This window comes from Pseudomonas sp. GM33 (assembly GCF_000282295.1).
Lineage (GTDB): Bacteria > Pseudomonadota > Gammaproteobacteria > Pseudomonadales > Pseudomonadaceae > Aquipseudomonas > Aquipseudomonas laurylsulfatiphila.
This window is the reverse complement of the sequence record NZ_AKJO01000152.1, coordinates 43306-66915: the sequence shown is the minus strand read 5'-3', so window position 1 is coordinate 66915 and position 23610 is coordinate 43306. Positions and strand designations below refer to the sequence as shown.

21 protein-coding genes and 1 other RNA gene are annotated in these 23610 nt (G+C 61.7%); 10 read left to right on the top strand and 12 right to left on the bottom strand.

Annotated elements, in window-relative coordinates; genetic code table 11:
• Positions 1 to 63 precede the first annotated feature (63 nt).
• Both argA and argE read right to left on the bottom strand, forming a co-directional pair.
• Positions 64 to 1362 carry an amino-acid N-acetyltransferase gene (gene argA / locus PMI26_RS04475; RefSeq protein WP_007978929.1) on the bottom strand — a complete coding sequence of 433 codons (1299 nt, stop codon included), beginning with the start codon at positions 1360 to 1362 and terminating at the stop codon, positions 64 to 66.
• 261 nt (positions 1363 to 1623) lie between these two features.
• Positions 1624 to 2787, bottom strand: coding sequence for an acetylornithine deacetylase (gene argE / locus PMI26_RS04480; RefSeq protein WP_007978928.1), 1164 nt, complete (start codon positions 2785 to 2787; stop codon positions 1624 to 1626).
• A gap of 157 nt (positions 2788 to 2944) precedes the next feature.
• On the opposite strand from argE, the gene PMI26_RS04485 reads away from it, so the two are divergent.
• Positions 2945 to 4312, top strand: coding sequence for a CYTH domain-containing protein (locus tag PMI26_RS04485; RefSeq protein WP_007978927.1), 1368 nt, complete (start codon positions 2945 to 2947; stop codon positions 4310 to 4312).
• Positions 4313 to 4417: 105 nt separating this feature from the next.
• Here the strand turns inward: PMI26_RS04485 and PMI26_RS04490 are convergent, their stop codons facing one another.
• Complete coding sequence (locus PMI26_RS04490; RefSeq protein ID WP_007978926.1) at positions 4418 to 4882, bottom strand: Lrp/AsnC family transcriptional regulator; 465 nt, start codon at positions 4880 to 4882, stop codon at positions 4418 to 4420.
• 126 nt (positions 4883 to 5008) lie between these two features.
• Between PMI26_RS04490 and PMI26_RS04495 the strand changes: the two genes are divergently transcribed.
• The 5 genes from PMI26_RS04495 (at position 5009) to PMI26_RS04515 (ending at position 9071) form a co-directional block, all read left to right on the top strand.
• Positions 5009 to 5347, top strand: a complete 339-nt coding sequence (locus PMI26_RS04495; RefSeq protein ID WP_007978925.1) for a hypothetical protein — start codon at positions 5009 to 5011, stop codon at positions 5345 to 5347.
• A gap of 90 nt (positions 5348 to 5437) precedes the next feature.
• Positions 5438 to 7222, top strand: a complete 1785-nt coding sequence (locus PMI26_RS04500; RefSeq protein WP_007978924.1) for a GspE/PulE family protein — start codon at positions 5438 to 5440, stop codon at positions 7220 to 7222.
• Positions 7223 to 7306: 84 nt separating this feature from the next.
• Entirely contained in the window at positions 7307 to 8227 is a 921-nt protein-coding gene (locus tag PMI26_RS04505; RefSeq protein WP_007978923.1) for an SPFH domain-containing protein, read from the top strand.
• Positions 8228 to 8235: 8 nt separating this feature from the next.
• Entirely contained in the window at positions 8236 to 8685 is a 450-nt protein-coding gene (locus PMI26_RS04510; protein ID WP_007978922.1) for an NfeD family protein, read from the top strand.
• Positions 8686 to 8753: 68 nt separating this feature from the next.
• Entirely contained in the window at positions 8754 to 9071 is a 318-nt protein-coding gene (locus PMI26_RS04515) for a DUF2388 domain-containing protein (RefSeq protein WP_007978921.1), read from the top strand.
• Between the two features lie 195 nt (positions 9072 to 9266).
• Here PMI26_RS04515 and gcvP read toward each other — a convergent pair whose 3' ends face one another.
• Positions 9267 to 12140, bottom strand: coding sequence for an aminomethyl-transferring glycine dehydrogenase (gene gcvP / locus PMI26_RS04520; protein WP_007978920.1), 2874 nt, complete (start codon positions 12138 to 12140; stop codon positions 9267 to 9269).
• Between the two features lie 154 nt (positions 12141 to 12294).
• Here gcvP and PMI26_RS04525 point away from each other — a divergent pair, with 154 nt between their 5' ends.
• Complete coding sequence (locus tag PMI26_RS04525; protein WP_007978919.1) at positions 12295 to 13434, top strand: DegT/DnrJ/EryC1/StrS family aminotransferase; 1140 nt, start codon at positions 12295 to 12297, stop codon at positions 13432 to 13434.
• A gap of 104 nt (positions 13435 to 13538) precedes the next feature.
• On the opposite strand, the gene gcvH is transcribed toward PMI26_RS04525, so the two are convergent.
• The 8 genes from gcvH to PMI26_RS04565 all read right to left on the bottom strand — a co-directional run bounded on the left by gcvH (position 13539) and on the right by PMI26_RS04565 (position 22670).
• Positions 13539 to 13922 (bottom strand): glycine cleavage system protein GcvH, encoded by a 384-nt coding sequence (gene gcvH, locus PMI26_RS04530; RefSeq protein WP_007978918.1) that lies wholly within the window; start codon positions 13920 to 13922, stop codon positions 13539 to 13541.
• A gap of 49 nt (positions 13923 to 13971) precedes the next feature.
• Complete coding sequence (gene gcvT, locus PMI26_RS04535) at positions 13972 to 15054, bottom strand: glycine cleavage system aminomethyltransferase GcvT (RefSeq protein WP_007978917.1); 1083 nt, start codon at positions 15052 to 15054, stop codon at positions 13972 to 13974.
• A gap of 156 nt (positions 15055 to 15210) precedes the next feature.
• A complete protein-coding gene (locus PMI26_RS04540) occupies positions 15211 to 16827 on the bottom strand; it encodes an ABC transporter permease (protein ID WP_007978916.1) in 1617 nt (538 codons plus the stop codon).
• Positions 16828 to 17031: 204 nt separating this feature from the next.
• Positions 17032 to 18036 carry an extracellular solute-binding protein gene (locus tag PMI26_RS04545; protein ID WP_007978915.1) on the bottom strand — a complete coding sequence of 335 codons (1005 nt, stop codon included), beginning with the start codon at positions 18034 to 18036 and terminating at the stop codon, positions 17032 to 17034.
• Positions 18037 to 18257: 221 nt separating this feature from the next.
• Positions 18258 to 19475, bottom strand: coding sequence for a 2-octaprenyl-3-methyl-6-methoxy-1,4-benzoquinol hydroxylase (locus PMI26_RS04550; protein WP_162831824.1), 1218 nt, complete (start codon positions 19473 to 19475; stop codon positions 18258 to 18260).
• Between the two features lie 91 nt (positions 19476 to 19566).
• Complete coding sequence (gene ubiH, locus PMI26_RS04555; protein WP_007978911.1) at positions 19567 to 20754, bottom strand: 2-octaprenyl-6-methoxyphenyl hydroxylase; 1188 nt, start codon at positions 20752 to 20754, stop codon at positions 19567 to 19569.
• On the bottom strand, positions 20751 to 22085 hold the full coding sequence (gene pepP / locus PMI26_RS04560; protein ID WP_007978909.1) for a Xaa-Pro aminopeptidase: 1335 nt from the start codon (positions 22083 to 22085) through the stop codon (positions 20751 to 20753). Before pepP ends, ubiH begins: the two co-directional genes overlap by 4 nt.
• Before the next feature lie 27 nt (positions 22086 to 22112).
• Positions 22113 to 22670, bottom strand: a complete 558-nt coding sequence (locus tag PMI26_RS04565) for a YecA/YgfB family protein (protein ID WP_007978907.1) — start codon at positions 22668 to 22670, stop codon at positions 22113 to 22115.
• Positions 22671 to 22863: 193 nt separating this feature from the next.
• Here PMI26_RS04565 and PMI26_RS0129845 point away from each other — a divergent pair, with 193 nt between their 5' ends.
• The 3 genes from PMI26_RS0129845 to ssrS all read left to right on the top strand — a co-directional run bounded on the left by PMI26_RS0129845 (position 22864) and on the right by ssrS (position 23596).
• Positions 22864 to 23073: a TIGR02449 family protein gene (locus tag PMI26_RS0129845; RefSeq protein ID WP_007982902.1), complete on the top strand. Its 210-nt coding sequence runs from the start codon at positions 22864 to 22866 to the stop codon at positions 23071 to 23073.
• Positions 23070 to 23387 carry a cell division protein ZapA gene (locus tag PMI26_RS04570; RefSeq protein ID WP_007978902.1) on the top strand — a complete coding sequence of 106 codons (318 nt, stop codon included), beginning with the start codon at positions 23070 to 23072 and terminating at the stop codon, positions 23385 to 23387. Before PMI26_RS0129845 ends, PMI26_RS04570 begins: the two co-directional genes overlap by 4 nt.
• A gap of 30 nt (positions 23388 to 23417) precedes the next feature.
• Positions 23418 to 23596, top strand: a non-coding RNA gene (gene ssrS / locus PMI26_RS30950) — 6S RNA.
• Positions 23597 to 23610: the final 14 nt, after the last annotated feature.

The following is a 23610-nucleotide window of genomic DNA, read 5'->3' as shown; positions in this document are numbered from 1 at the left end:
TGCGATCTTTTGATCTTGAAAAGCAAAATCAAAAGATCGCAGCCTGCGGCAGCTCCTACAACCTCAAAGGGCTTTTTCGAAGATCTTCGAATTACGCTGATAGTTGTACAGCGACGCCCGCGCCGACGGCAGCCGGTCGACGCTGCTGGGTTCGAAACCACGCTCGCGGAACCAGTGCGCGGTGCGGGTGGTGAGGACGAACAAGGTTTTCAATCCCTGAGCCCGGGCGCGGGTTTCAATACGCTCCAGCAGCTCATCGCCGCGACCGCCATGGCGGTACTCCGGGTTCACCGCCAGACACGCGAGTTCACCCGCGTCCGAATCGGCGATCTGATACAGCGCCGCACAGGCGATGATCATGCCTTCGCGCTCAACCACACTGAACTGTTCGATTTCGCGCTCCAGCACCTCGCGGGAACGGCGCACCAGGATGCCCTGCTCTTCCAGCGGACTGATCAAATCCAGCAAACCACCGACGTCTTCAATAGCCGCTTCGCGTACCACTTCAAACTGTTCCTGGGCCACAAGGGTGCCGCCACCGTCGCGAGTGAACAGCTCGGTCAGCAACGCACCGTCTTCGGCGTAACTGACGATATGGCTGCGGGCCACGCCGCCACGGCAAGCTTCGGCCGCGGCATCGAGCAACTCTGCCTGATAGTTACTGCCCAGGCGTTGCAGATGCGCCGGCACTTGCTGCGGACGCAGCTCGCGCACCAGGCGCCCGTGTTCGTCGATCAGGCCCAGGTCGGCACCGAACAGCAGCAGTTTGTCCGCGCCCAGGTCGATGGCCGCGCGAGTCGCGACGTCCTCGCAGGCCAGGTTGAAAATTTCACCGGTCGGTGAATAGCCCAGCGGCGACAACAGCACGATGGAGCGCTCGTCCAGCAGACGGTTGATGCCCTTGCGGTCGACCCGGCGCACTTCGCCGGTGTGGTGATAGTCGACGCCTTCAAGCACGCCGATCGGCCGTGCCGTCACCAGGTTGCCGCTGGCCACCCGCAGGCGCGAGCCCTGCATGGGCGACGAAGCCATGTCCATCGACAGGCGAGCCTCAATGGCAATGCGCAACTGGCCGACCGCGTCGATCACGCACTCCAGGGTCGCGGCATCAGTGATACGCATGCCGTGATGGTAATGCGGGGTCAGGCCACGGGCCGCGAGGCGCGCTTCGATTTGCGGCCGGGAACCGTGAACCAGCACCAGGCGCACGCCCAGGCTGTGCAACAGCACCAGGTCGTGGACGATATTGCCGAAGTTCGGGTGTTCAACGCCGTCGCCGGGCAACATGACGACAAAGGTGCAATCGCGGTGGGCGTTGATGTAAGGCGAAGCGTGACGAAGCCAATTGACGTATTCGGGCATGAACCTGGGCCTGTAATAAATAGCAGCCGAAAAAAGGGCGAAACTGAAAACGCACAGCGGGCTGATGGTTATCGTCGGAACAGGCTTGGCGACACGCGCGCTCTCCTCATGAATACGGGTTGGGACATCGGCAATTTATACGGCTTGTCAGGCAAATCACAGCCCCTGTAGGAGCGAGCTTGCTCGCGATGGACTTCAACGATTACGCGACCTGTCTGAATGGACGCGTGGCCCTTGCGTTCATCGCGAGCAAGCTCGCTCCTACAGGGCCGCAGTTTTGGCCGGTGTCAGGCAATAGTGTTCGATCAGTTGCCTTAGTAGATGCACCGTAGGCTGCAAACGTGACATTTCGAGGTATTCCCCCGGCTGGTGAGCACAGGCGATATCACCCGGGCCAAGCACCAACGTTTCACAGCCAAGGCGCTGAAGATAAGGTGCTTCGGTGCCGAATGCCACTGCTTCGGCGCTGTGACCGGTGAGCTTTTCGGCAAGGCGCACCAGCTCGGCGTCCTCGGCCTGCTCGAATGACGGCACGTCGGGGAACAACGGCGCGTAATCGATCTTGACCTGATGCCGCTCGGCAACCGGCTTGAGCTTCTGCAGGATCTCGGCACGCAGGACCTTGGGGTCCATGCCGGGCAGCGGTCGCAAATCGAATTCCAGCGAACACTGGCCGCAGATGCGGTTGGGATTGTCGCCGCCATGGATGCAGCCGAAGTTCATCGTTGGGGTCGGCACGCCAAACTGTGGATTGCGGAATTCACGCTGCCATAACAAGCGCAGGCCACGCAGTTCGCCGATGGCATCGTGCATGGCCTCCAGGGCGCTGTGACCCAGGCGCGGGTCTGAAGAGTGACCGCTCTGCCCGAGGATGTCGATGCGCTCCATCATGATGCCTTTGTGCATGCGGATCGGCTTGAGCCCGGTCGGCTCGCCGATCACCGCCGCCCGCCCCAGCGGCCGCCCCGCTTCGGCCAGCGCGCGGGCACCGGACATCGAGCTTTCTTCATCACAGGTGGCGAGAATCAGCAACGGCTGTTTGAACGGCTGATCGAGCAGCGGGATGACCGCCTCGATCGCCAGGGCGAAAAAGCCCTTCATGTCGCAACTGCCCAGGCCGACCCAACGACCGTCGACTTCCGTCAGTTTCAGCGGGTCGGTTTGCCACAGCGCACCGTCGAACGGCACGGTGTCGCTGTGCCCGGCCAGCACCAGGCCACCGGGGCCGGAACCGAAACTGGCCAGCAGGTTGAACTTGCCGGGGTTGACCTGCTGGATCTCGCAGGTAAAACCCAGCTCACCGAGCCACGTCGCCAGCAGATCGATGACCGGGCGGTTGCTTTGATCGAGTCTGGGTTGGGTACAACTGACGGACGGCGCGGCGATCAGCGCAGCGAACTGTTCTTTCATCGACGGCAATGGCATCGCTGACTCCCGGCACCCGAATTGAGGTTCATCATAGAACCAACCGATGACAGGAATAAACCGTCTCGGCGCGTACTAACCTTGAGTCCTGTACACTGCACGACCTTGGCAGCCTCACATTCCCCCGGCTGCGCTCCCGATCCTGGATTTTCCGGCCATGCAGAAAGAAACCGAAATCAAACTCCGCGTCAGCCGCGAAACCCTCGCCGCCCTGCGCGAGCACCCTTTGCTTAAAAAACGCAACAAAAGTGGCTGGGAACGCCGTGAGTTGATGAATCAATACTTCGACACCCCGGAGCGCGATCTGGCCCAGGCCAAAGTCGCCCTGCGCCTGCGCAAGGATGGCGAAGAAGTGATCCAGACCCTCAAGACCCGTGGCCAGAGCATCGCCGGCCTGTCGGTGCGTAACGAATACGACTGGAACCTGCCCAAAGCCAAGCTCGACCTGAAGAAACTCGACGGCGAATGCTGGCCCGAGGAACTGGCCGAACTGGACAAAAAAACCCTGAAGCCGATTTTCACCACCGACTTCGTCCGCGAGCGCGCGGAAATCGCCTGGGGCCGCGGCAAGACCAAAGTGGTCATCGAGGCCGCCCTGGACCTCGGCCATGTCGTGGTCGGCAAGCAGAAAGAAGAAATCTGCGAGCTCGAGCTGGAACTGCGCGAAGGCGAGCCGGCCGCATTGCTGGAACTGGCTGCCGAGCTGGCCGAGAAACTGGCGCTGATGCCCTGCGATATCAGCAAGGCCGAGCGCGGTTATCGCCTGTACGACGCCCACAGCTATTCATTGAGCCTGCCGGCGCCGCAGATCACCGCCGAAACGCCGCTGGACGACGCGTTCGCCGCACTGAGTTGGCACTTGCTCGGCAGCAGCCAGCGCCTGGCCGAGCAGTATCGCTTCAACGGTCACTGGCGCCTGTTGCAGGACTGGGTCGAGTGCCTGGCCGAAATGCGCGCGCTGATCAGCAGCCTGGGTCAAGCCGCACCACGTCAGTCCACTCACGATCTGCGCATCGCCCTTGATGCCTTGCTGGAAGACTGGCGCCCGCTGGTCCAGGCCGGCCTGGACGATGAAGACGTGCGCAAAGCCGCGCCCGAGCAGTTCCTTGAAGAACTCGAAGACCCGCGCTGGGGCCTGTTCTCACTGACCACCTCACGCTGGCTGCTGGCCCGCACCTGGGCTGCCGACCGCAACACCCGTGGCAATCGCCAGGGCGCTGCGCAACTGGGCAGCTGGTTGCCACGCCTGCTGGGCGAAGAAGCCAATTCGCTGCAATTGCAACGCTACCAGCAACAACCGGAAGACCTGGCCGAGCAACTGCCGCGCATCGAACGCATCCAGGTCTGGCTGCACCATGCGCGTAACGTGCTGGAGATCCCGGAAATGGATCGCCTGTACGGCGAGCTGAACAAACTGGCGCAACTGGCCAACGAATCGATCACCGACGAAGTCCTGGATGCGCGCAAGCAACAGGCGATTGCGGTGTATCAGAACCGTGCCTGGAAAATGTTGCTGCGCCTGTAATACCGCCTTCGCGAGCAAGCCCGCTCCCACAAGGGTTGTGGTGTACGCATTTCCCCTGTGGGAGCGAGCTTGCTCGCGATGAGGCCAGCAGACTCACCACAAAATTCAGACCGGCAAACTGGTAGTCGACTTGATCTCCGACAACGCCACGATCGAGTTGACCTCCTGAATCCCCGGCACCATCGACAGCTTCTCGAAGAAGAAGCGCTCGTACGCCTCGATGTCCGCCGTGACAATCCGCAGCAGAAAATCCACCGCCCCCATCAGCACGTAACACTCCAGCACCTCCGGAAAGCCGCGAATCGCCTCGGTGAACTCGGTGAAGTTCGAACGCCCGTGGGCATTAAGTTTCACCTCCGCGAAGATCTGCGTGTTGAGGCCGATTTTCTTGCGGTCGAGCAAGGTCACCTGGCCGCGAATGATGCCCTCCTCTTTCATCCGCTGGATCCGCCGCCAGCAAGGCGATTGCGAGAGCCCCACCTGCTCGGCGATCTGCGCGCTGGAGAGCGAAGCGTCCTCTTGCAGCAAGGCGAGGATCTTGCGGTCGTAGCTGTCCAGTTCGCTGTGCATAAAAAAACCTTTAATCTCTCAATATGTGAATTGATTAAGTCTGCATTCCTGCCATCTGGCCAATCATAGAGAAGAAATACCCGGCTCATGATGTAAATATTTCTCCAGAATTTCTGGAGCCTGACCATGCCGTATCTCGAAGCCGTGAACACCCCACCTGCCCGCGCCGATGTCTGGAGCGTAAGCAATGCCCATTGCCGTGTTCACTATCAAATGCTCGCCGAGGCCGAACCAGACCTGCTGTGTCGCGCCCTCAATCTGTTCGCCTTGCAATTGCTCACGCCGAAACAGGTCAACGTGCAGCGCCAGGACGACTGGCTGACCATCGGGATCGTCATCGACGGTTTGAGCTGGCACCGGGCGCAAGTGATAGCGGAAAAACTTCGTAACCTGATCTGCGTCTGCTCGGTAGAGCTGCAGAAAGCTGACTCAGCCTGGGCCGAAACGGTACAGGCGGCGGGCTGAAAAACGCCGAAACGGCTTCGTCGGGTAGTGGCCCAGCGGTCAGCCGGGCCACGGCTATCCTTTGCGCACTGTCGTTCAAAAGGAGCCCGCATGTCCGTACAACTCGCCTTTCAGGACCGCTGGCTGGATCTCAATGATGTGCTGCGCGAACTGGTCGCGCAGGGCTTTATCAGCCAGGATTCGGCCGAACACGCGCTCAATGCCCGCCGCCGCAACGCTACCCATGGCCAAATGCATCCGCTGGAGTTCATTGCCAGCCAACAGTTGGGCGACCTCAGCCGCCCCGGCAAACTGCTGGACCTGGAAAGCCTGACCCTGTGGCTGTCCCGGCAGGCCGGACAGCCTTATCTGCGCATCGATCCGTTGAAAATCAACGTCGCGGCCGTGACCCCGCTGATGTCCTATGCCTTCGCCCAGCGTCACAAGATCCTCGCGGTAGCGATCGACCGTGAAGCGGTGACCGTGGCCAGCGCCCAGCCTTATGTCAGCGGCTGGGAGGCGGACCTGACCCACGTGCTCAAATTGCCGATCAAGCGCGTGGTGGCCAACCCTGTGGACATCCAGCGCTTCAGCGTCGAATTTTTCCGCTTGGCCAAATCGGTGAGCGGGGCCAACAGCACCGACCCGCACGTCAGCACCCTCGGCAATTTCGAACAGTTGCTCAACCTCGGCGCCAGCGACCAGGAGCCGGACGCCAACGACGCACACATCGTCAACATCGTCGACTGGCTGTTCCAGTACGCGTTCCAGCAACGCGCCAGCGACATCCACATCGAGCCCCGTCGCGAGCAAGGCACAGTGCGCTTTCGCATCGACGGCGTGCTGCACAACGTCTACCAATTCCCGCCCCAGGTCACCATGGCTATCGTCAGTCGCCTGAAAACCCTGGGGCGCATGAACGTCGCGGAGAAACGCAAACCCCAGGACGGCCGGGTGAAAACCAAGACCCCGGACGGCGGCGAAGTTGAATTGCGTTTGTCGACACTGCCCACCGCCTTCGGCGAAAAAATGGTCATGCGGATCTTCGACCCGGACGTCCTGCTCAAGGATTTCGACCAGCTCGGTTTCTCCACCGACGACCTGCGCCGCTGGCAGGACATGACCCGCCAGCCCCACGGCATCATCCTCGTCACCGGGCCGACGGGGTCGGGCAAGACCACCACCCTCTACACCACCCTGAAAAAACTGGCGACGCCGGAGGTCAACCTCTGCACCATCGAAGACCCGATTGAAATGGTCGAGCCGGCCTTCAACCAGATGCAGGTCCAGCACAACATCGACCTGACCTTCGCCGCCGGCGTGCGTGCGCTGATGCGACAAGACCCGGACATCATCATGATCGGCGAGATCCGCGACCTCGAAACCGCGGAGATGGCGATCCAGGCGGCGCTCACCGGGCACCTGGTGCTGTCGACCCTGCACACCAACGATGCGCCCGGCGCCATCAGCCGCCTGCTGGAACTCGGCGTGCCGCATTACCTGATCAAGGCCACGGTGCTTGGCGTCATGGCCCAGCGACTGGTGCGAACCCTGTGTCCGCACTGCAAGGCACCGCTGACGCTGGGCGAAGATGACTGGCAAACCCTGACCCGCCCCTGGCAGGCCCCGCTGCCAGGCAATGCCCAGCGTGCCGTCGGTTGCGTGGAATGTCGCGACACCGGTTATCGCGGCCGTGCCGGGGTCTACGAAATCATGCAACTCAGTGATGGCATCAAGGCGTTGATCAGTCCCGATACCGATCTGCTGGCCGTGCGACGCCAGGCATTCAAGGAAGGCATGCGCAGCCTGCGGCTGTCGGGGGCGCAAAAGGTCGCCGCCGGACTGACGACCATCGAGGAGGTTCTGCGCGTGACGCCCCAGAGCGAGCAGAACTGAGCCCTGCTGTTCTTATCCGCCATCGGCACCGCTACACTTCAACGATTGCTACTCCACAGATCCACACATCAACAAGGAATCGTTATGCAGATCGGTAGTGTGCTTTTGCTTTTTGTCGGCCTGGTGGTCGCCATTCTGTTCATGGGCTTCAAGGTCGTGCCCCAGGGTTTTGAATGGACCGTCGAGCGTTTCGGGCGCTACACCAACACGCTCAAGCCGGGACTGAACGTCATCGTTCCGGTCATGGACCGCATCGGGCGCAAGATGAATGTGATGGAAAGCGTGCTGGATATTCCACCACAGGAAGTCATCACCGCTGACAACGCCACGGTGCAAATCGACGCCGTGTGCTTCTTCCAGGTGGTCAACACGGCCCAGGCTGCCTACGAGGTGAACAACCTCGAGCACGCCATTCGTAACCTGTTGCAAACCAACATCCGCACGGTGCTCGGCTCGATGGAACTTGACGCCATGCTCAGCCAGCGCGACGGCATCAACGAAAAACTGCTGCGCACCGTCGATGAAGCGACCGCGCCGTGGGGCATCAAGATCACCCGGATCGAGATCAAGGACATCAGCCCACCCGCCGACCTGATGGCGGCGATGAGTGGGCAGATGAAGGCCGAACGGATCAAGCGTGCACAGATCCTCGAAGCCGAAGGCCTGCGTGCCGCAGCGATCCTGACCGCCGAAGGCAAGAAGCAGGCGCAGATCCTCGAAGCCGAAGGCAGCCGGCAGGCCGCCTTCCTGGAGTCCGAAGCCCGCGAGCGGCAAGCCGCGGCAGAAGCCCAGGCCACCAAGGTGGTGTCCGAAGCGATCGCCAGCGGTAACGTGCAAGCGGTCAACTACTTCGTGGCGCAGAAGTACATCGACGCGCTGGGCAAGCTGGCTTCGGCCAACAACAGCAAAGTGATCCTGATGCCGCTGGAGGCCAGTTCGATGATCGGCGCGGTGGGCGGCATCGGCGAAATCGTCAAAGCCACTTTCGACAACAAGAAAGCCTGAGGCCCGCCATGTGGGCATTTTTGCAGCATCTTTCGTTCTGGGACTGGTTGGCGCTGGGCACGGTGCTGTTGATTCTTGAAGTGTTCGGCGCCGGCGGTTACCTGCTGTGGATCGGTATGGCCGCGGCTGCCGTGGGCGTTCTGACCTTCCTCCTGCCGGGCCTGTCGTGGGAATGGCAGTTCCTGTTGTTCGGTCTGCTGTCGATCGCCACGGCCTTGTACTGGTGGCGGCGTCAGCGCACGGCGACCCGTCCAAGCGATCAGCCGCACCTGAATCTGCGTGGCCAGGAGCTGATCGGCAAGACCTTCGTGGTGCATGAAGCGATTGTCGACGGTCGCGGCAAAATCAAGGTGGCCGACGGCGTGTGGATGGCCCGCGGGCCGGACGCTGTCATTGGCAGCCGCGTGCGGGTGGTCGGCCAGCAAGGCGCGATCCTGCTGGTTGAAACGACGGAATAGGCAGCCACGGAACTCGACTGGGGGTTGGCAATCCAACCGCGTAGTCAACCCAGTGGAGTCACTCTGTCATGCGTTTCAAACTTGCTGTCGCTACCGTCGCGCTGCTGTCCCTGCCTGTCGGTTCGGCGATGGCCGATACTTTTTGGCGTAACGTTCTTACGTCCGGTGCAACCACCGGTTCGAGCTATCTGACATCCAAGGATCACAAACTGGTGGTCGCGGCCCAGGACGATGCCAGCAGCTTCGTCGCCAGCGACGGCAGCATCCGTGGTCCGTACCTGGAAGCGGCCATGCAGAAAGTCCGCGCCGACAACCCGGGCCTGCAAGCCACGGACATGGAGTTGGCGAATGCGATCCTGGCGAAGAATGCCGTGGCGTCTGAATAAGCGTTGCGAATGAAAAATGCCGCTCATTTGAGCGGCATTTTTTTGCCCGGCGAACACAATTCCCATGTTCACCGGGCCCCACCTGTGGGAGCGAGCTTGCTCGCGATAGCGGTGGATCAGTAAAAGCTTCATTGACTGTCACACCGCAATCGCGAGCAAGCCCGCTCCCACAGGTGTTATGTGTAACCTGGGAGGTCAGCGGTAGTCGTCGACCGGCACACACGCACAAAACAGGTTCCGATCCCCATACACATTGTCCACCCGGTTCACCACCGGCCAGTATTTGTGAGCCTTGGTATGCGCGTCCGGCGTAACGGCTTGCTCGATGCTGTACGGCCGCGCCCACACGCCGGTGATATCGGCCAGCGTATGCGGCGCACCTTTCAACGGGTTTTCCTCCGCCGGCCAGTTACCGTTCTGCACCTCGTTGATTTCCGCGCGGATGCTCAGCATTGCGCCGATAAACCTGTCCAGCTCCGCCTTCGATTCGCTTTCGGTCGGTTCGACCATCAGCGTCCCCGGCACCGGGAACGACATGGTCGGGGCGTGGAAGCCGTAGTCCATCAGGCGCTTGGCGACGTCCTCTTCGGTGATGCCGGTCAACGCCTTGAGCGGTCGCAGGTCGAGGATGCATTCGTGGGCTACCCGTTCATTACGCCCGGTGTAGAGTACCGGAAAGGCGCCGGACAAATGTCGCGCCAGGTAATTTGCAGCCAGGATCGCCACTTCGCTGGCGTCCGCCAGTTGCGGCCCCATCATGGCGATGTACATCCAGCTGATCGGCAGAATGCTTGCGCTGCCCCAGGGCGCCGCGCTGACGGCGCCATTTTGCGGCTGCGGCCCGTCGATCGGCACCACCGGATGGTTGGCCACGAAGGGCGCCAGATGTGCCCGAACACCAATCGGCCCCATGCCCGGACCGCCACCACCATGGGGAATGCAGAAGGTCTTGTGCAGGTTCATGTGCGAGACATCGGCGCCGATATCGGCCGGCCGCGCCAGCCCGACCTGGGCGTTGAGGTTGGCGCCATCCATGTACACCTGTCCGCCGTGATGGTGGATCACTTCACAGATTTCGCTGATGCCTTCCTCATACACGCCATGGGTCGAAGGATAGGTCGCCATCAGGCAGGCGAGTTTGTCGGCGGCCTGCGCGGCTTTTTCCTTGAGGTCATCCAGGTCGACGTTGCCGGCCTCGTCACACTCGACGATCACCACGCGCATCCCGGCCATTTGCGCCGACGCGGGATTGGTGCCGTGAGCCGACGAAGGAATCAGGCAAATATCACGGCCGCCCTGATGCCGGCTCTCATGGTATTTGCGAATCGCCAGCAGCCCGGCGTATTCGCCTTGGGCACCGGAGTTGGGCTGCATGCAGATGGCATCGAAACCGGTGATCGCGCACAGCCAGCGCTCCAGTTCCTCGATCATCAGCCCGTACCCGACGACCTGCTCTTTCGGCACGAACGGGTGCAGGTTGGCGAACTGCGGCCAGGTGATCGGGATCATCTCGCTGGTGGCGTTGAGCTTCATGGTGCAGGAGCCCAGCGGGATCATCGATTGATTGAGTGCCAGGTCCTTGTTTTCCAGTTGCTTGAGGTAGCGCAGCATCTCGGTTTCGCTGTGATGGGCGCTGAACACCGGATGGCGCAGATAAGGTGAAGTTCGCAGCAACCCTTGGGGAATTCCGCCAGGCAGGACTTCAGCATCCAGGTCCTCAATGCTGAGCCCGTGATCGGCCCCCAGAAACACATCGAACAGCTTCGCCACCGTGGTTTCGTCGCAGGCCTCGTCGAGGCTCAAGCCCAGTTGGCCGCGCCCGAGAATGCGCAGGTTGATCTGCACGGCCCGGGCACTTTCGATGATCGCGGTCTGGGTTCCGCCGACTTCCAGCGTCAGCGTGTCGAAGAAGTGCCGGTTGACCCGGGTGATGCCCTTGCGCTCTAGCCCGGCGGCCAGGATGCAGGTCAGCCGGTGAACCCGCTGGGCGATTCGCTTGAGCCCTTCCGGGCCGTGGTAGACCGCATAGAAGCTGGCGATATTGGCCAGCAGCACCTGTGCCGTGCAGATGTTGGAGTTGGCCTTCTCCCGGCGGATGTGTTGCTCGCGGGTTTGCAGGGCCATGCGCAGGGCGGTGTTGCCCCGTGCATCTTTGGAAACACCGATGATCCGCCCGGGAATCGCCCGTTTGTATTCATCGCGGCTGGCAAAAAATGCCGCATGCGGCCCGCCGTAGCCCATGGGCACGCCAAATCGCTGGGACGAGCCGAACACCACATCGGCGCCCAGCTCACCCGGCGGGGTCAGCAACAACAGGCTCAGCAAATCCGTGGCGACACAGGCCAGGGCCTGTTGGGCATGCAAGTGATCGATCAGTGGCCGCAGGTCGTGGATCTCGCCGTGGGTGTCAGGGTATTGCAGCAGCGCACCGAACACCTGGTGCTGCTTCAAGTTATCCACAGCATCGACGATCAGCTCGAAGCCGAAACCTTCGGCGCGGGTCTGCACCACGGAAATGGTTTGCGGGTGGCAGTTTTCGTCAACAAAGAACAGATTGCTTTTCGACTTGGCGACTCGCTTGGCCAGGGCCATCGCTTCCGCCGCGGCGGTGGCCTCATCGAGCAGCGAGGCGTTGGCCAATTCCAGGCCGGTCAGGTCGATGGTCAATTGCTGGAAGTTCAGCAGCGCTTCGAGCCGCCCTTGGGCGATCTCCGGTTGATAGGGTGTGTACGCGGTGTACCAGCCGGGATTTTCCAGCACGTTACGCAGAATGACCGCTGGCGTGAGGGTACCGTGGTAGCCCATGCCGATCAGGCTGGTCCACACCTGGTTCTGCTCGGCATAACCGCGTAGCTTGGCCAGCGCAGCCTCTTCATCGAGCGCCGGGGGCAGGTCCAGCGCCCGGTTGAGGCGGATGCCCGGCGGCACCGTTTGCTCGATCAATTCGACCCGGCTACCCAGACCGAGGCTGTCGAGCATCGCCTGTTGCTCGGCGGCATCGGGTCCCAGGTGGCGGCGCAGAAAGGCATTGGGGTCGTGTAATTGGCTCAGGGACGGCAACTGGGACATGACGGGCTCTCTCTTGACTGGCGCTCAGCGTCGATGCAACACGGTCAAACCAGCATAGCAGTCGATCTCCACGTGGATGGCGTGGCGTCGTCGGCCAATCCGGCTCATCATGTCCGGCGCCTCTTTAATGTCCGCTGATCGGGTGACCGTATCCATGAGCCAACTGCCGTTCCTGCCGTTTTCCAAACCCACCATCGATGAAGCCACGATCGCCGCTGTCGGTGACGTATTACGCTCGGGCTGGATTACCAGCGGCCCCAAGGTCCAGGCCTTCGAAGCGCAACTTTCGGAGTATTTGGGCGGGCGCCCGGTGCGCACCTTCAATTCCGGCACCTGCACCATGGAAATCGCCTTGCGTATTGCCGGGATAGGGCCGGGCGATGAAGTGATCACCACGCCGATTTCCTGGGTGGCCACCGCCAACGTCATCCTGGAGGTCGGCGCCACCCCGGTGTTTGCCGACATCGACCCGGTGACGCGCAATATCGATCTGGATCAACTGGAAGCGGCGATCACTCCACGTACCAAGGCCATCATCCCGGTGTACCTCGCCGGATTGCCCGTGGACATGACGCGTCTGTACGCACTGGCGAAGAAGCACAGCCTGCGGATCGTCGAGGATGCGGCCCAGGCATTGGGCTCCAGCTGGAACGGCCAGCGCATTGGCTCGACCGGTGATTTCGTGTCCTTCAGTTTCCAGGCGAACAAGAATGTCACCTCCTCCGAAGGCGGTTGCCTGGTGCTGAATACGCCCGAAGAAGTACGACTGGCAGAGAAATACCGGCTGCAGGGCGTTACCCGCAACGGCTTCGATGGCCTGGACGTCGACGTGCTGGGTGGCAAATTCAACATGACCGACGTCGCCGCGGCCATTGGCCTGGGGCAATTTGCTCATATCGAAGCCATCACCGCTCATCGCCGTGAGCTGGCCCGGCATTATTTCGCCTGCTTTGGCGAGGATTTCGAAGCGCAATACGGTGCGCAACTGCCTCCGGCAGATTTCACCCACAGCAACTGGCATTTGTTCCAGCTGGTATTGCCGGAACGCACAGATGGCAAACCGGCGCGGGCGACTTTCATGGAGCAGATGCAGGCTTTGGGTGTCGGGATCGGCTATCACTACCCGCCGATTCACCTGTTGAGCCTTTACCGCGAGCGCGGCTTCAAGGAGGGCATGTTCCCGGTCGCCGAGCGGGTCGGTCGGCTGATTGTCTCGCTGCCGATGTTCACCGCGATGAGCAAAGCCGATGTCGAGCGTTCGGTGGCGGCGGTGAAAGCAGTCTTGCGGTCTTGACTCGGCCTTTGTAGGAGCTGCCGCAGGCTGCGATCTTTTGACTTTGATTTTTTACAAACAAAAGCAAAAGATCGCAGCCTGCGGCAGCTCCTGCAGGGCGAGCATTACTCGCCGATGGCAGCCTTGTAGCCGGCGGCATCCAGCAGTTTTTCCAGATCGGCGGTGTTGCTTGGCTTGAGCTTGAAGATCCACGCTCCGTACGGATCGCTGTTGAGCAGTTCCGGCGAAGCGCTCAGGTCTTCGTTGACCGCGATCACTTCACCGGCAATCGGGGAGTAGATATCAGAAGCGGCTTTAACCGATTCAACGACACCCGCCTGATCTTCAGCGGCAAACACGTTGCCGACTTCGGTCAACTCGACGAAAACCACATCACCCAGCGCTTCCTGCGCGTGATCGCTGATGCCCACGGTGACGGTGCCATCGGCTTCCAGACGTGCCCATTCGTGACTTTCGGCAAAACGCAGGTCGGCAGGGATATTGCTCATGTTCTGTGTCCTCAGGAAATTGTCAGCGGTCGTTAACCGCTGGAAAAGATTAGATCAAGGTTTTGCCGTGGCGTACGAAGGTCGGTTTGACCACCCGGACCGGGTACCACTTGCCACGAATTTCCACTTCAGCGCGGTCGGCAGTTGCCATCGGCACGCGCGCCAGTGCTATCGACTTGCTAAGCGTAGGAGAGAAACTACCACTGGTGATCTCCCCTTCGCCAACATCGGCGATGCGGACCACCTGATGGGCGCGTAAAACACCGCGCTCTTCAAGGACCAGACCGACCAGTTTGTGCTGTACACCAGCGACTTGCTCGGCTTCCAGGGCCTTGCGCCCGATGAACTGCCGGGTGGCAGGCTCCCAGGCGATGGTCCAGGCCATATTGGAGGCCAGGGGTGAAACATCCTGCTGGATGTCCTGACCGTAAAGGTTCATGCCGGCTTCGACCCGCAAGGTATCCCGCGCGCCAAGTCCGATGGGAGAAATCCCGGCACCGACCAGATCGTTGAAGAATCCGGGCGCCTGATTCGCCGGCAGAATGATTTCCAGGCCGTCTTCGCCGGTATAACCGGTGCGCGCGATGAACCAGTCACCATCGGGCAGGCCTTCGAAGGGCTTGAGGAGCTGGATCAGGTTGCCGCGGGACTGGTTGACCAGCTCGGCAATCTTTTGCCGGGCATGAGGGCCCTGGATGGCCAGCATCGCCAACTCGGAACGCTCGCGAAGCTGCACGTCGAAACCGTCGAGATGCGCTTGCATCCAGGCCATGTCCTGATCACGGGTGGAGGCGTTGACCACCAGGCGATAGCCCTCGTCGAGACGGTAGACGATCATGTCGTCGACGATGCCGCCCTGCTCGTTGAGCATGGTGCTGTACAACGCACGGCCGGGGCTGTGCAGGCGTTCGACATCATTGGCCAGCAAATGCTGAAGCCAGGCTTTGGCCTGGGGGCCGCCGACGTCGATAACGGTCATGTGGGATACATCGAAGACACCGCAATCGCGGCGCACCTGATGGTGTTCCTCGACCTGCGATCCATAATGCAGAGGCATGTCCCAACCGCCAAAATCGACCATCTTTGCGCCGAGCGCGAGATGAAGGTCATACAGAGGCGTACGCTGTCCCATGGGTTTCTCCTTCCGGGCGTGGCGAAGGTGCGGGCAAGTGCTGCACGGACTGAATGCCTTGAAACAAAGGGCCTTTAGCCGATTTCAGCTACCTGGTCTGTCAGACGGACCGCACCGAATGCCGCGCATTGTAGCCGCAAGGTGTAGGACTGACACCTAGCTGTTTCGATGCGCTGAGCGTCGGATCAATCCGATGACCGGCAGCAGCCCGACCAGCACCAGCGTCAACGCTGGCAAAGATGCCCTCGCCCACTCTCCTTCGCTGGTCATTTCAAAGATCCGCACCGCCAGCGTATCCCAGCCAAACGGGCGCATCAGCAGGGTCGCGGGCATTTCCTTGAGCACGTCGACGAACACCAGCAGCGCCGCGCTCAAGGTGCCGGGCAACAACAACGGTAGATACACTTTGAAAAACAGTCGTGGCCCACTGACGCCAAGGCTACGTGCCGCTTCGGGCAAAGATGGCCGTATACGCGCCAGGCTGCTTTCCAGCGGTCCGTAGGCCACCGCAATGAAGCGCACCAGATAGGCCAGCAATAACGCTGACAGACTGCCCAGCAGCAGCGGTTTGCCCGCGCCACCGAGCCAGCTCGAGAGCGGGATCACCAGCTCGCGATCCAGGTAACTGAACGCCAGCATGATCGACACCGCCAGCACCGAACCCGGCAAGGCGTAACCCAGGTTGGCCAGACTGACCCCGGAACGAATGATCCGGGTGGGCGCCAGGCGTCGGGCAAATGCCAGCAACAAGGCGACGCCGACGGTGATCAATGCCGCCATCGCCCCCAGGTACAAGGTATGGACGATCAACCCGGTGTAGCGCTCGTCGAGATCGAAGCGCCCGCGCTGCCAGAACCACACCGCCAATTGCAGCATCGGGATAACGAAAGCGCAGGCAAACACCAGGCCGCACCAGGTCGAGGCCGCCAGTGCCTTGAAGCCTCGCAGGTGATACAGCGCCTTGGCCCGTGGCCGCTCGTTGGCCGCCCGGTTGGCCCCGCGAGCACGTCGCTCGCCGTACAGCACCAGCATCACCACCAGCAGCAACAAGCTGGCCAGTTGCGCGGCGGAAGACAGGCTGAAAAAACCGTACCAGGTCTTGTAGATGGCCGTGGTGAAGGTATCGAAGTTGAACACCGACACGGCGCCGAAATCCGCCAGGGTTTCCATCAGCGCCAATGCCACGCCCGCACCGATGGCCGGCCGCGCCATGGGCAATGCCACGCGCCAGAACGCTTGCCAGGGCGATTGACCCAGGACCCGCGCCGCTTCCATCAGGCCTTTGCCCTGGGCGAGGAAGGCCGTGCGGGCCAGCAGATACACATAGGGATAGAACACCAGCACGAGCACCACAATCACCCCGCCCGTGGAGCGCACGCGCGGCAGCCGCAGACCGCTGCCGAACCATTCGCGCAGCAGGGTTTGCACGGGCCCGGCAAAATCCAGCAGGCCGACGAAGACGAAGGCCAGCACATAGGCCGGAATCGCGAAGGGCAGCATCAGCGCCCAGTCCAGCCAGCGCCGGCCGGGGAATTCGCAAAGGCTGGTCAGCCAGGCAAGGCTGACACCCAGCAGGGAGACACCCACACCAACGCCGAGCACCAGGGTCAGGGTATTGCCAAGCAAGCGCGGCATCTGCGTGTCCCACAGGTGGGACCAGATTTGAACGTCGATGGTTTGCCAGGAAAGCAGCAGGACGCTCAGGGGCAACAGGACCAGCGCAGCGATGGCGAAGACGACGGGATACCAGCGGCGTTGGGCGGGGTGGGCCACAGGCTTGATTCTCTACTATTAATGGGTGAAATCGACACTGTAGGAGCGAGCATGCTCGCGAAAAACGTCAACGATAACGCGGGGAATCAGACGGCCCGCGGTGCCCTGACGTTCATCGCGAGCAAACTCGCTCCTACAGAGGCAAAAGCACGGGGTACTCAAATAAAACGCCCCGCATGGGCGGGGCGCAGTATAACGGTCGACTTAGTTCCAGCCAGCCTTGTCCATCAGACGAATCGCCTCAGCCTGGCGCTTGCCGGCAATTTCCACAGGCAAGGTATCAGCGATGAACTTGCCCCATGCGGCGACTTCAGCCGATGGTTGCACGGCCGGGTTGGCCGGGAACTCCTGGTTCACGTCGGCAAAGATCTTCTGCGCTTCAGGCGTGGTCATCCACTCCACCAGGGCCTTGGCCGCTTCCGGGTGTGGCGCGTGTTGGGTCAGGCCGATACCCGACAGGTTGATGTGTACGCCACGGTCGGCCTGGTTCGGCCAGAACAGTTTCACCGGCAGTTCCGGCTTCTGCTTGTGCAGGCGGCCGTAGTAGTAGGTGTTGACGATGCCGACATCGCACTGGCCGGCATTGATCGCTTCGAGCACGGCGGTGTCGTCGGAGAACACGTCAGTGGACAGGTTCTTGACCCAGCCCTTGAGGATTTCCTCGGTCTTGTCGGCGCCGTGCACTTCGATCATGGTCGCGGTCAGTGACTGGTTGTAGACCTTCTTCGCCGTACGCAGGCACAGGCGGCCTTCCCATTGCTTGTCGGCCAGTGCTTCGTAGGTGGTCAGTTCGCCCGGCTTCACACGGTCAGCGGAGTAGGCAATGGTCCGCGCCCGCAGGCTCAGGCCGGTCCAGGCGTGGGAGGCGGCCCGGTACTGCAGCGGAATGTTGGCGTCGATGGTTCTCGAGGTGAACGGCTGGAGGATGCCCATCTGCTCGGCTTGCCAGAGGTTGCCGGCATCGACGGTCAGCAGCAGGTCCGCCGGCGTATTCGCGCCCTCGGCCTTGAGCCGCTGCATCAGCGGCGCTTCCTTGTCGGTGATGAACTTCACCTTCACGCCAGTCTTGGCGGTGTAGGCATCGAATACTGGCTTGATCAACTCGTCGATACGCGAGGAGTAGACCACCACCTCGTCAGCGGCCTGGGCGGCGGTGCTGCCAATCAGGGTCAGGGCCAGTGCAGTCAGTAGACGCTTCGGTGCCAACATGGGAGCGGTCTCTCGATTGAAAAATGAGGCCAAATGATAAGGACTCACATTTAGCTTCTCAATCGAAGCTGGCTGCGGAGGAGTTACCGGATGTTGCACAAGCAGAAATTGAGGGCGAATGTGCCGCCGTCTTCGCGAGCAGGCTCGCTCCCACATTTGAAATGCATTCCAAGGTGGGAGCGAGCCTGCTCGCGAAGAGGCCATCAGCCTCAATAGAGAACTCAGGGCTTGGCCAGCGCCGGCAAATCCCCGGTCAACCCCAGCGCTTCACGCACGAACAAGGCCTTGGCCTCGGGCATCTTCTCAACCATTTTCAACCCGGTGTTACGCAACCAGCGCACCGGCAACGGATCCGCCTGGAACAAGCGCTCGAAGCCTTCCATCGCCGCCATCAGCGCCAGGTTGTGGGGCATGCGCCGACGCTCGTAACGGCTGAGGACTTTCACATCCGCCAGGCGTTCGCCACGGGTTGCCGCTTGCAGCAACACTTCGGCCAGCACGGCGGCATCGAGGAATCCGAGGTTCACACCCTGCCCGGCCAACGGGTGAATGGTGTGGGCCGCGTCGCCGATCAACGCCAGGCCTTCAGCCACATAACGCTTGGCATGCCGCTGGCGCAGGGGCACACACAGCCGCGGGTCGGCGCTGAGCACTTCACCGAGTCGCCCCTCGAAGGCTCGCTCCAGTGCCTTGCAGAAACCCTGGTCATCCATCGCCATCAAGCGTTCAGCTTCGCCGGGCGTGGTCGACCAGACGATCGAGCACCAATCCTGTTCGCCGTCGCGCTCCAGCGGCAGAAACGCCAACGGACCGTTGTCGGTGAAGCGCTGCCAGGCCGTCATCTGGTGCGGCTTGGCGCAACGCACGCTGGTGACGATGGCGTGGTGCAGATAATCCCATTCGCGGGTCGCGACCCCGGCCAGGCGCCGCACGGCCGAGTTGGCGCCATCCGCTGCGATCACCAACGGCGCGCGCAGGGTGCGGCCATCGGCCAGGGTCAGCAACCAGTCATCGCCGGAGCGACGCATCTGTTCCAGCCGTGCATTGGCCAGCAAGCCCAGGTCACAGTCGTGCAGACGCTCGAGCAAGGCATCCTGGACCACTCGGTTTTCGACGATATGCCCCAGCACCTCGGCATGCACGCTGGCCGCCGAGAAGTGGATTTGCCCGGTGCCGCTGCCATCCCAGACCTGCATGTCGGTGTAGGGGCTGCTGCGCCGCCCGGCAATGCCGTCCCAGACGCCAAGGCGTTCGAGGATCCGCTGGCTGGCAGCCGACAAGGCGCTCACGCGTGGCTCAAACGCGGCCTGGGCGTTGAAGGGTTTGACACTCATGGGGCTGCCGTCCAGCAGCAGGACTTCCAGCCCGCTGTTCTGCAACGCCAGCGCCAGGGCGCTGCCGACCATTCCGGCCCCGACAATCAGCAGATCTGCGCGCATTTCCATGCTTTAAGCCTGTCTCTCTTGCGGCTTGAGCCGCATGTAAAGGTTTTTTATCAATCGTGCCTTGCCAAACCGGCGCATCAGCCAGCTATGCATCCGGTCGCGTCCCCAGCCCCATCGCCTGTCGGGCAAACCAGCGTTTGGCCGGTGGCAGCAGGTCGAGGCCGAGCAAGCCGATGTTGCGACCCAGGGACACCAGCGGCTGGGTACTGCCGAACAGGCGTGTGACCTGATCGGAGAAGCCCACGGTGAGGTCCTGGTCGAGACGCTGACGTTCGCGATAGGCCTGCAAGGTGGCAAAGTCGCCCAAGGGTTTTTCGCTGGCGAGCAAGGCATCGGCCAGGGCCTGGGCATCGCGCAGGGACAGGTTGAACCCCTGGCCGGCAATCGGATGCAGGCTGTGCGCCGCGTTACCGAGAATCGCCAGATGCGGGCGCACCTGTTCCTCAGCCTCGACCAGTGTCAGCGGATACAGGTGTCGTGCACCGACTTGTTTCAATGTACCAAGGCGATAACCGAAGACGCCCTGCAATTCACTGAGGAAACTGCGCTCGTCAAGGACCGCCAGGCGCTGTGCGTCCATGCCCAGGCGAGTCCAGACCAGTGCACAACGGTTTTCCGGCAGCGGCAGCAACGCCATCGGGCCTTCGTCGGTGAAACGCTCGAAGGCCATGCCGTTGTGGGCCTCGCTCGGGGTGATGTTGGCGATCAGCGCGCTCTGGTTATACGGACGCTTACGGATGCCGATCCCCAGTTGCTCGCGCAGGCCGGAACGGCCGCCATCGGCGAGCACCGCGAGGTCGCACTCAAGGGTGGTTTCATCATTGAGGGTCAGGCGATAGCCATCGGTCAGCGGCTCCATGCGGGTGACTTCCGCCGGGCAGCGCCAGCTGATCACGTCCTTATCCAAGCCTTGCCACAGGCATTGGCCGAGCCAGGCGTTTTCAACGACATAACCCAGCGCTGGAACACCCTCTTCCATCGCCGACAACCGCGCTGTCGAGAATCGGCCACGGTCGGAAACATGAATCTGCTTGATCGGCTCGGCGCGGCGCGAGACTTCCTGCCAGACGCCCAGGCGTTGGTAAATCTGCCGCGAGCCAAAGGACAGCGCCGAAGAACGAGCGTCGTAACTCGGTTGATACGTATCCCCCGGGGCGAACGGCTCGATCAGCACGATCTTCCAGCCTCGGGCCTTGGCCCCGGCCTGCAAGGCCAGCGCCAGACTCGCACCGACCAGCCCGCCACCGATAATTGCCAGGTTGACTCGACTCATGCCGCTTGTGTCCGTGCTTGCGCCATCAGGGCCTCGATTTCGCTGACAGTTTTAGGGACGCCACCCGTCAATATTTCACAGCCGGTTCTGGTGACCACTACGTCGTCCTCGATGCGCACGCCAATGCCGCGCCATTTCTTCGCAACATTCTGGTTGTCCGGGGCGATATAGATCCCCGGCTCCACGGTCAACGCCATGCCGACTTCCAGTACGCGCCACTCGCCGCCGACCTTGTACTCGCCGACATCGTGCACATCCATGCCCAGCCAATGGCCGGCGCGGTGCATGTAAAACGCCTTGTAGGCTTCGCTGGCGATCAACTCGTCGACGTCGCCCCGCAACAGCCCCAGCTTGACCAGCCCGGCGGTGATGACCCGGACCGTGGCCTCGTGCGCCTGGTTCCAGTGTTTGTTCGGGGCGATTTCGGCAAAGGCGGCTTCTTGGGAGGCCAGCACCAATTCGTAAATCGCTTTCTGTTCCGCTGAATACTTTCCGCTGACAGGAAAGGTCCGGGTGATGTCGCTGGCGTAGCAGTCGATCTCGCACCCGGCGTCGATCAGCACCAGGTCACCGTCCTTGAGCAGCGCGTCATTCTGCTGGTAATGCAGGATGCAGCTGTTGCGCCCGGCCGCGACGATCGACCCGTAGGCCGGCATCTTCGCCCCGCCCTTGCGGAATTCGTAATCGAGTTCGGCTTCCAGGCTGAATTCGTGCAACCCGGCGCGACAGGCCTGCATAGCCCGTACATGCGCCTGGGCGGAAATCCGCGCTGCCTCGCGCATCACTTTCACTTCTGCCGCCGATTTATACAGGCGCATGTCGTGCAGCAGATGATCCAGGGCAACGAATTCGTTCGGCGGCTGGGCACCGAGGTTGGCCTTGGAGCGGATCACGTTGATCCATTCCATCAGGTGGCGGTCGAATTCGGGGTTGCTGCCCATGGCCGAGTACACCCGGTCACGGCCTTCGATCAGGCCCGGCAGGATGTCGTCGATATCGGTGATGGGGAAGGCGTCATCGGCGCCGAAGTCGCGAATCGCCCCTTCCTGCCCGGCGCGCAGGCCATCCCACAATTCGCGCTCGGCGTTGCGCTCGCGGCAGAACAGGATGTATTCGCCATGCACGCGCCCCGGCATCAGTACCAGTACGGCCTGGGGCTCGGGAAAACCGCTGAGGTACTGGAAGTCGCTGTCCTGGCGGTAGACGTGCTCGACGTCGCGGTTACGAATGGCCACCGCGGCGGCGGGCAGGATGGCGATGCTGTTGGGTTCCATCTGCGCCATCAGGGCCTTGCGGCGACGGCTGTATTCCGATTTCGGGATGTGGATCATGGGCAGATGGCGTTCCCTGGCAAACGATTAGTGCAGCGACGGTTTGGCGGCGGTCGGCACGTCTTTCTTGGTCTCGGAGAACAGCAACAGCGGCGCGACGCGCAGGTACTCCATGACTTCCATATAGTCGTTTTCGCCGTCGTCGGACTCTTCCAGCGCGTCTTGCACCTGGGAGATGGCTGCCAGATCCTGCAGCACCTCGGTGGCCTCGGTGCTCAGGGCGCTGCTGTCACGGCAGTTCAGACCGAAACCGCTGAGGAAACCCTGGCACCATTGGCCCAGGGCGGCGGCACGCTCGGTGAGCGGAGCGTCGTCGGTTGGCAACAGCAGAACGACGGTCACGTCATCGCCGGTGAGCTCGCCTTTTACCATCTCTTGCAGGCCGATCAGGGCGTTGCGAACGTTGTCCTGCGGCTCGCTTTCGAGCAGTTCGGCGGCGTCGATCAGCCAGCCTTCGGCGTCGAAACCGGCACCGGCGCAGCTGCGGCCGAGCAACAGGCCGTGCAGTTCGGCAGGCGAGACGTTGTGGCCGCTGGAAGTCAGCAGGGTGGCGAAGCCTTGGTACGGGGAATTCTGAATGGTCATGGGCAGCTAGGCGCCAGACGGCGCTATGTCTAGAATGAAGGCCTTGTATCCTACATCGACTACCCCTGTAGGAGCGAGCTTGCTCGCGATGAACCCGAGAACGCCGCGGATTGTCAGGGACCCAGCGTTATCGTTGGCGACCATCGCGAGCAAGCTTGCTCCTACAGCCACCACCCATCAGACAGTGAAGACAATGGAAGACACCGACCTGCAAGCGCTGATGGCCAGACTCGAACTGCTGATTACCCGAGTCGAGCAACTTAAGAGTCAAAACGGACTCTTACTAGCTCAGGAAAAGACCTGGCGCGAGGAACGCGCGCATCTCATTGAAAAAAACGAAATCGCCCGGCGTAAGGTCGAGTCGATGATTTCGCGCCTCAAGGCCCTGGAGCAAGACTCATGAGTTCAAGCAATAGCGTCACCGTGCAGATTCTCGACAAAGAGTATTCGATCATCTGCCCTCAGGAAGAGCGCAGCAACCTGGTCAGCGCCGCCCGTTATCTGGACGGCAAGATGCGCGAGATCCGCAGCAGCGGCAAAGTCATCGGCGCCGACCGTATCGCCGTGATGGCTGCGCTGAACATCACCCACGACCTGCTGCACAAGGAAGATCGCCCGGATGTTCAGGTCAGCGGCTCGACCCGCGAGCAGGTTCGCGACCTGCTCGATCGCGTCGATCTGGTCCTCGCGACCGATCCGGACGTCACCAAAGGCTGATTCGCGTCGCCGCTTGCGGTATACTGCCATCACTCCCTGGGGTGTTTGCCAGTTGGCGATGTCCCTGAGCCGATTTGCTATACCCTGGAGGTTGCACGTTGGGCTGGTGTGCATGTCCGCTAGACGGAAAGCCTTAAAGCCTACTGCATCTTCCACCTTGAACTTTCGGGTTCAAGGGCTAAGTCGACAGCGACACATTCGGGGAGCCTGATTCCAGTCCAAT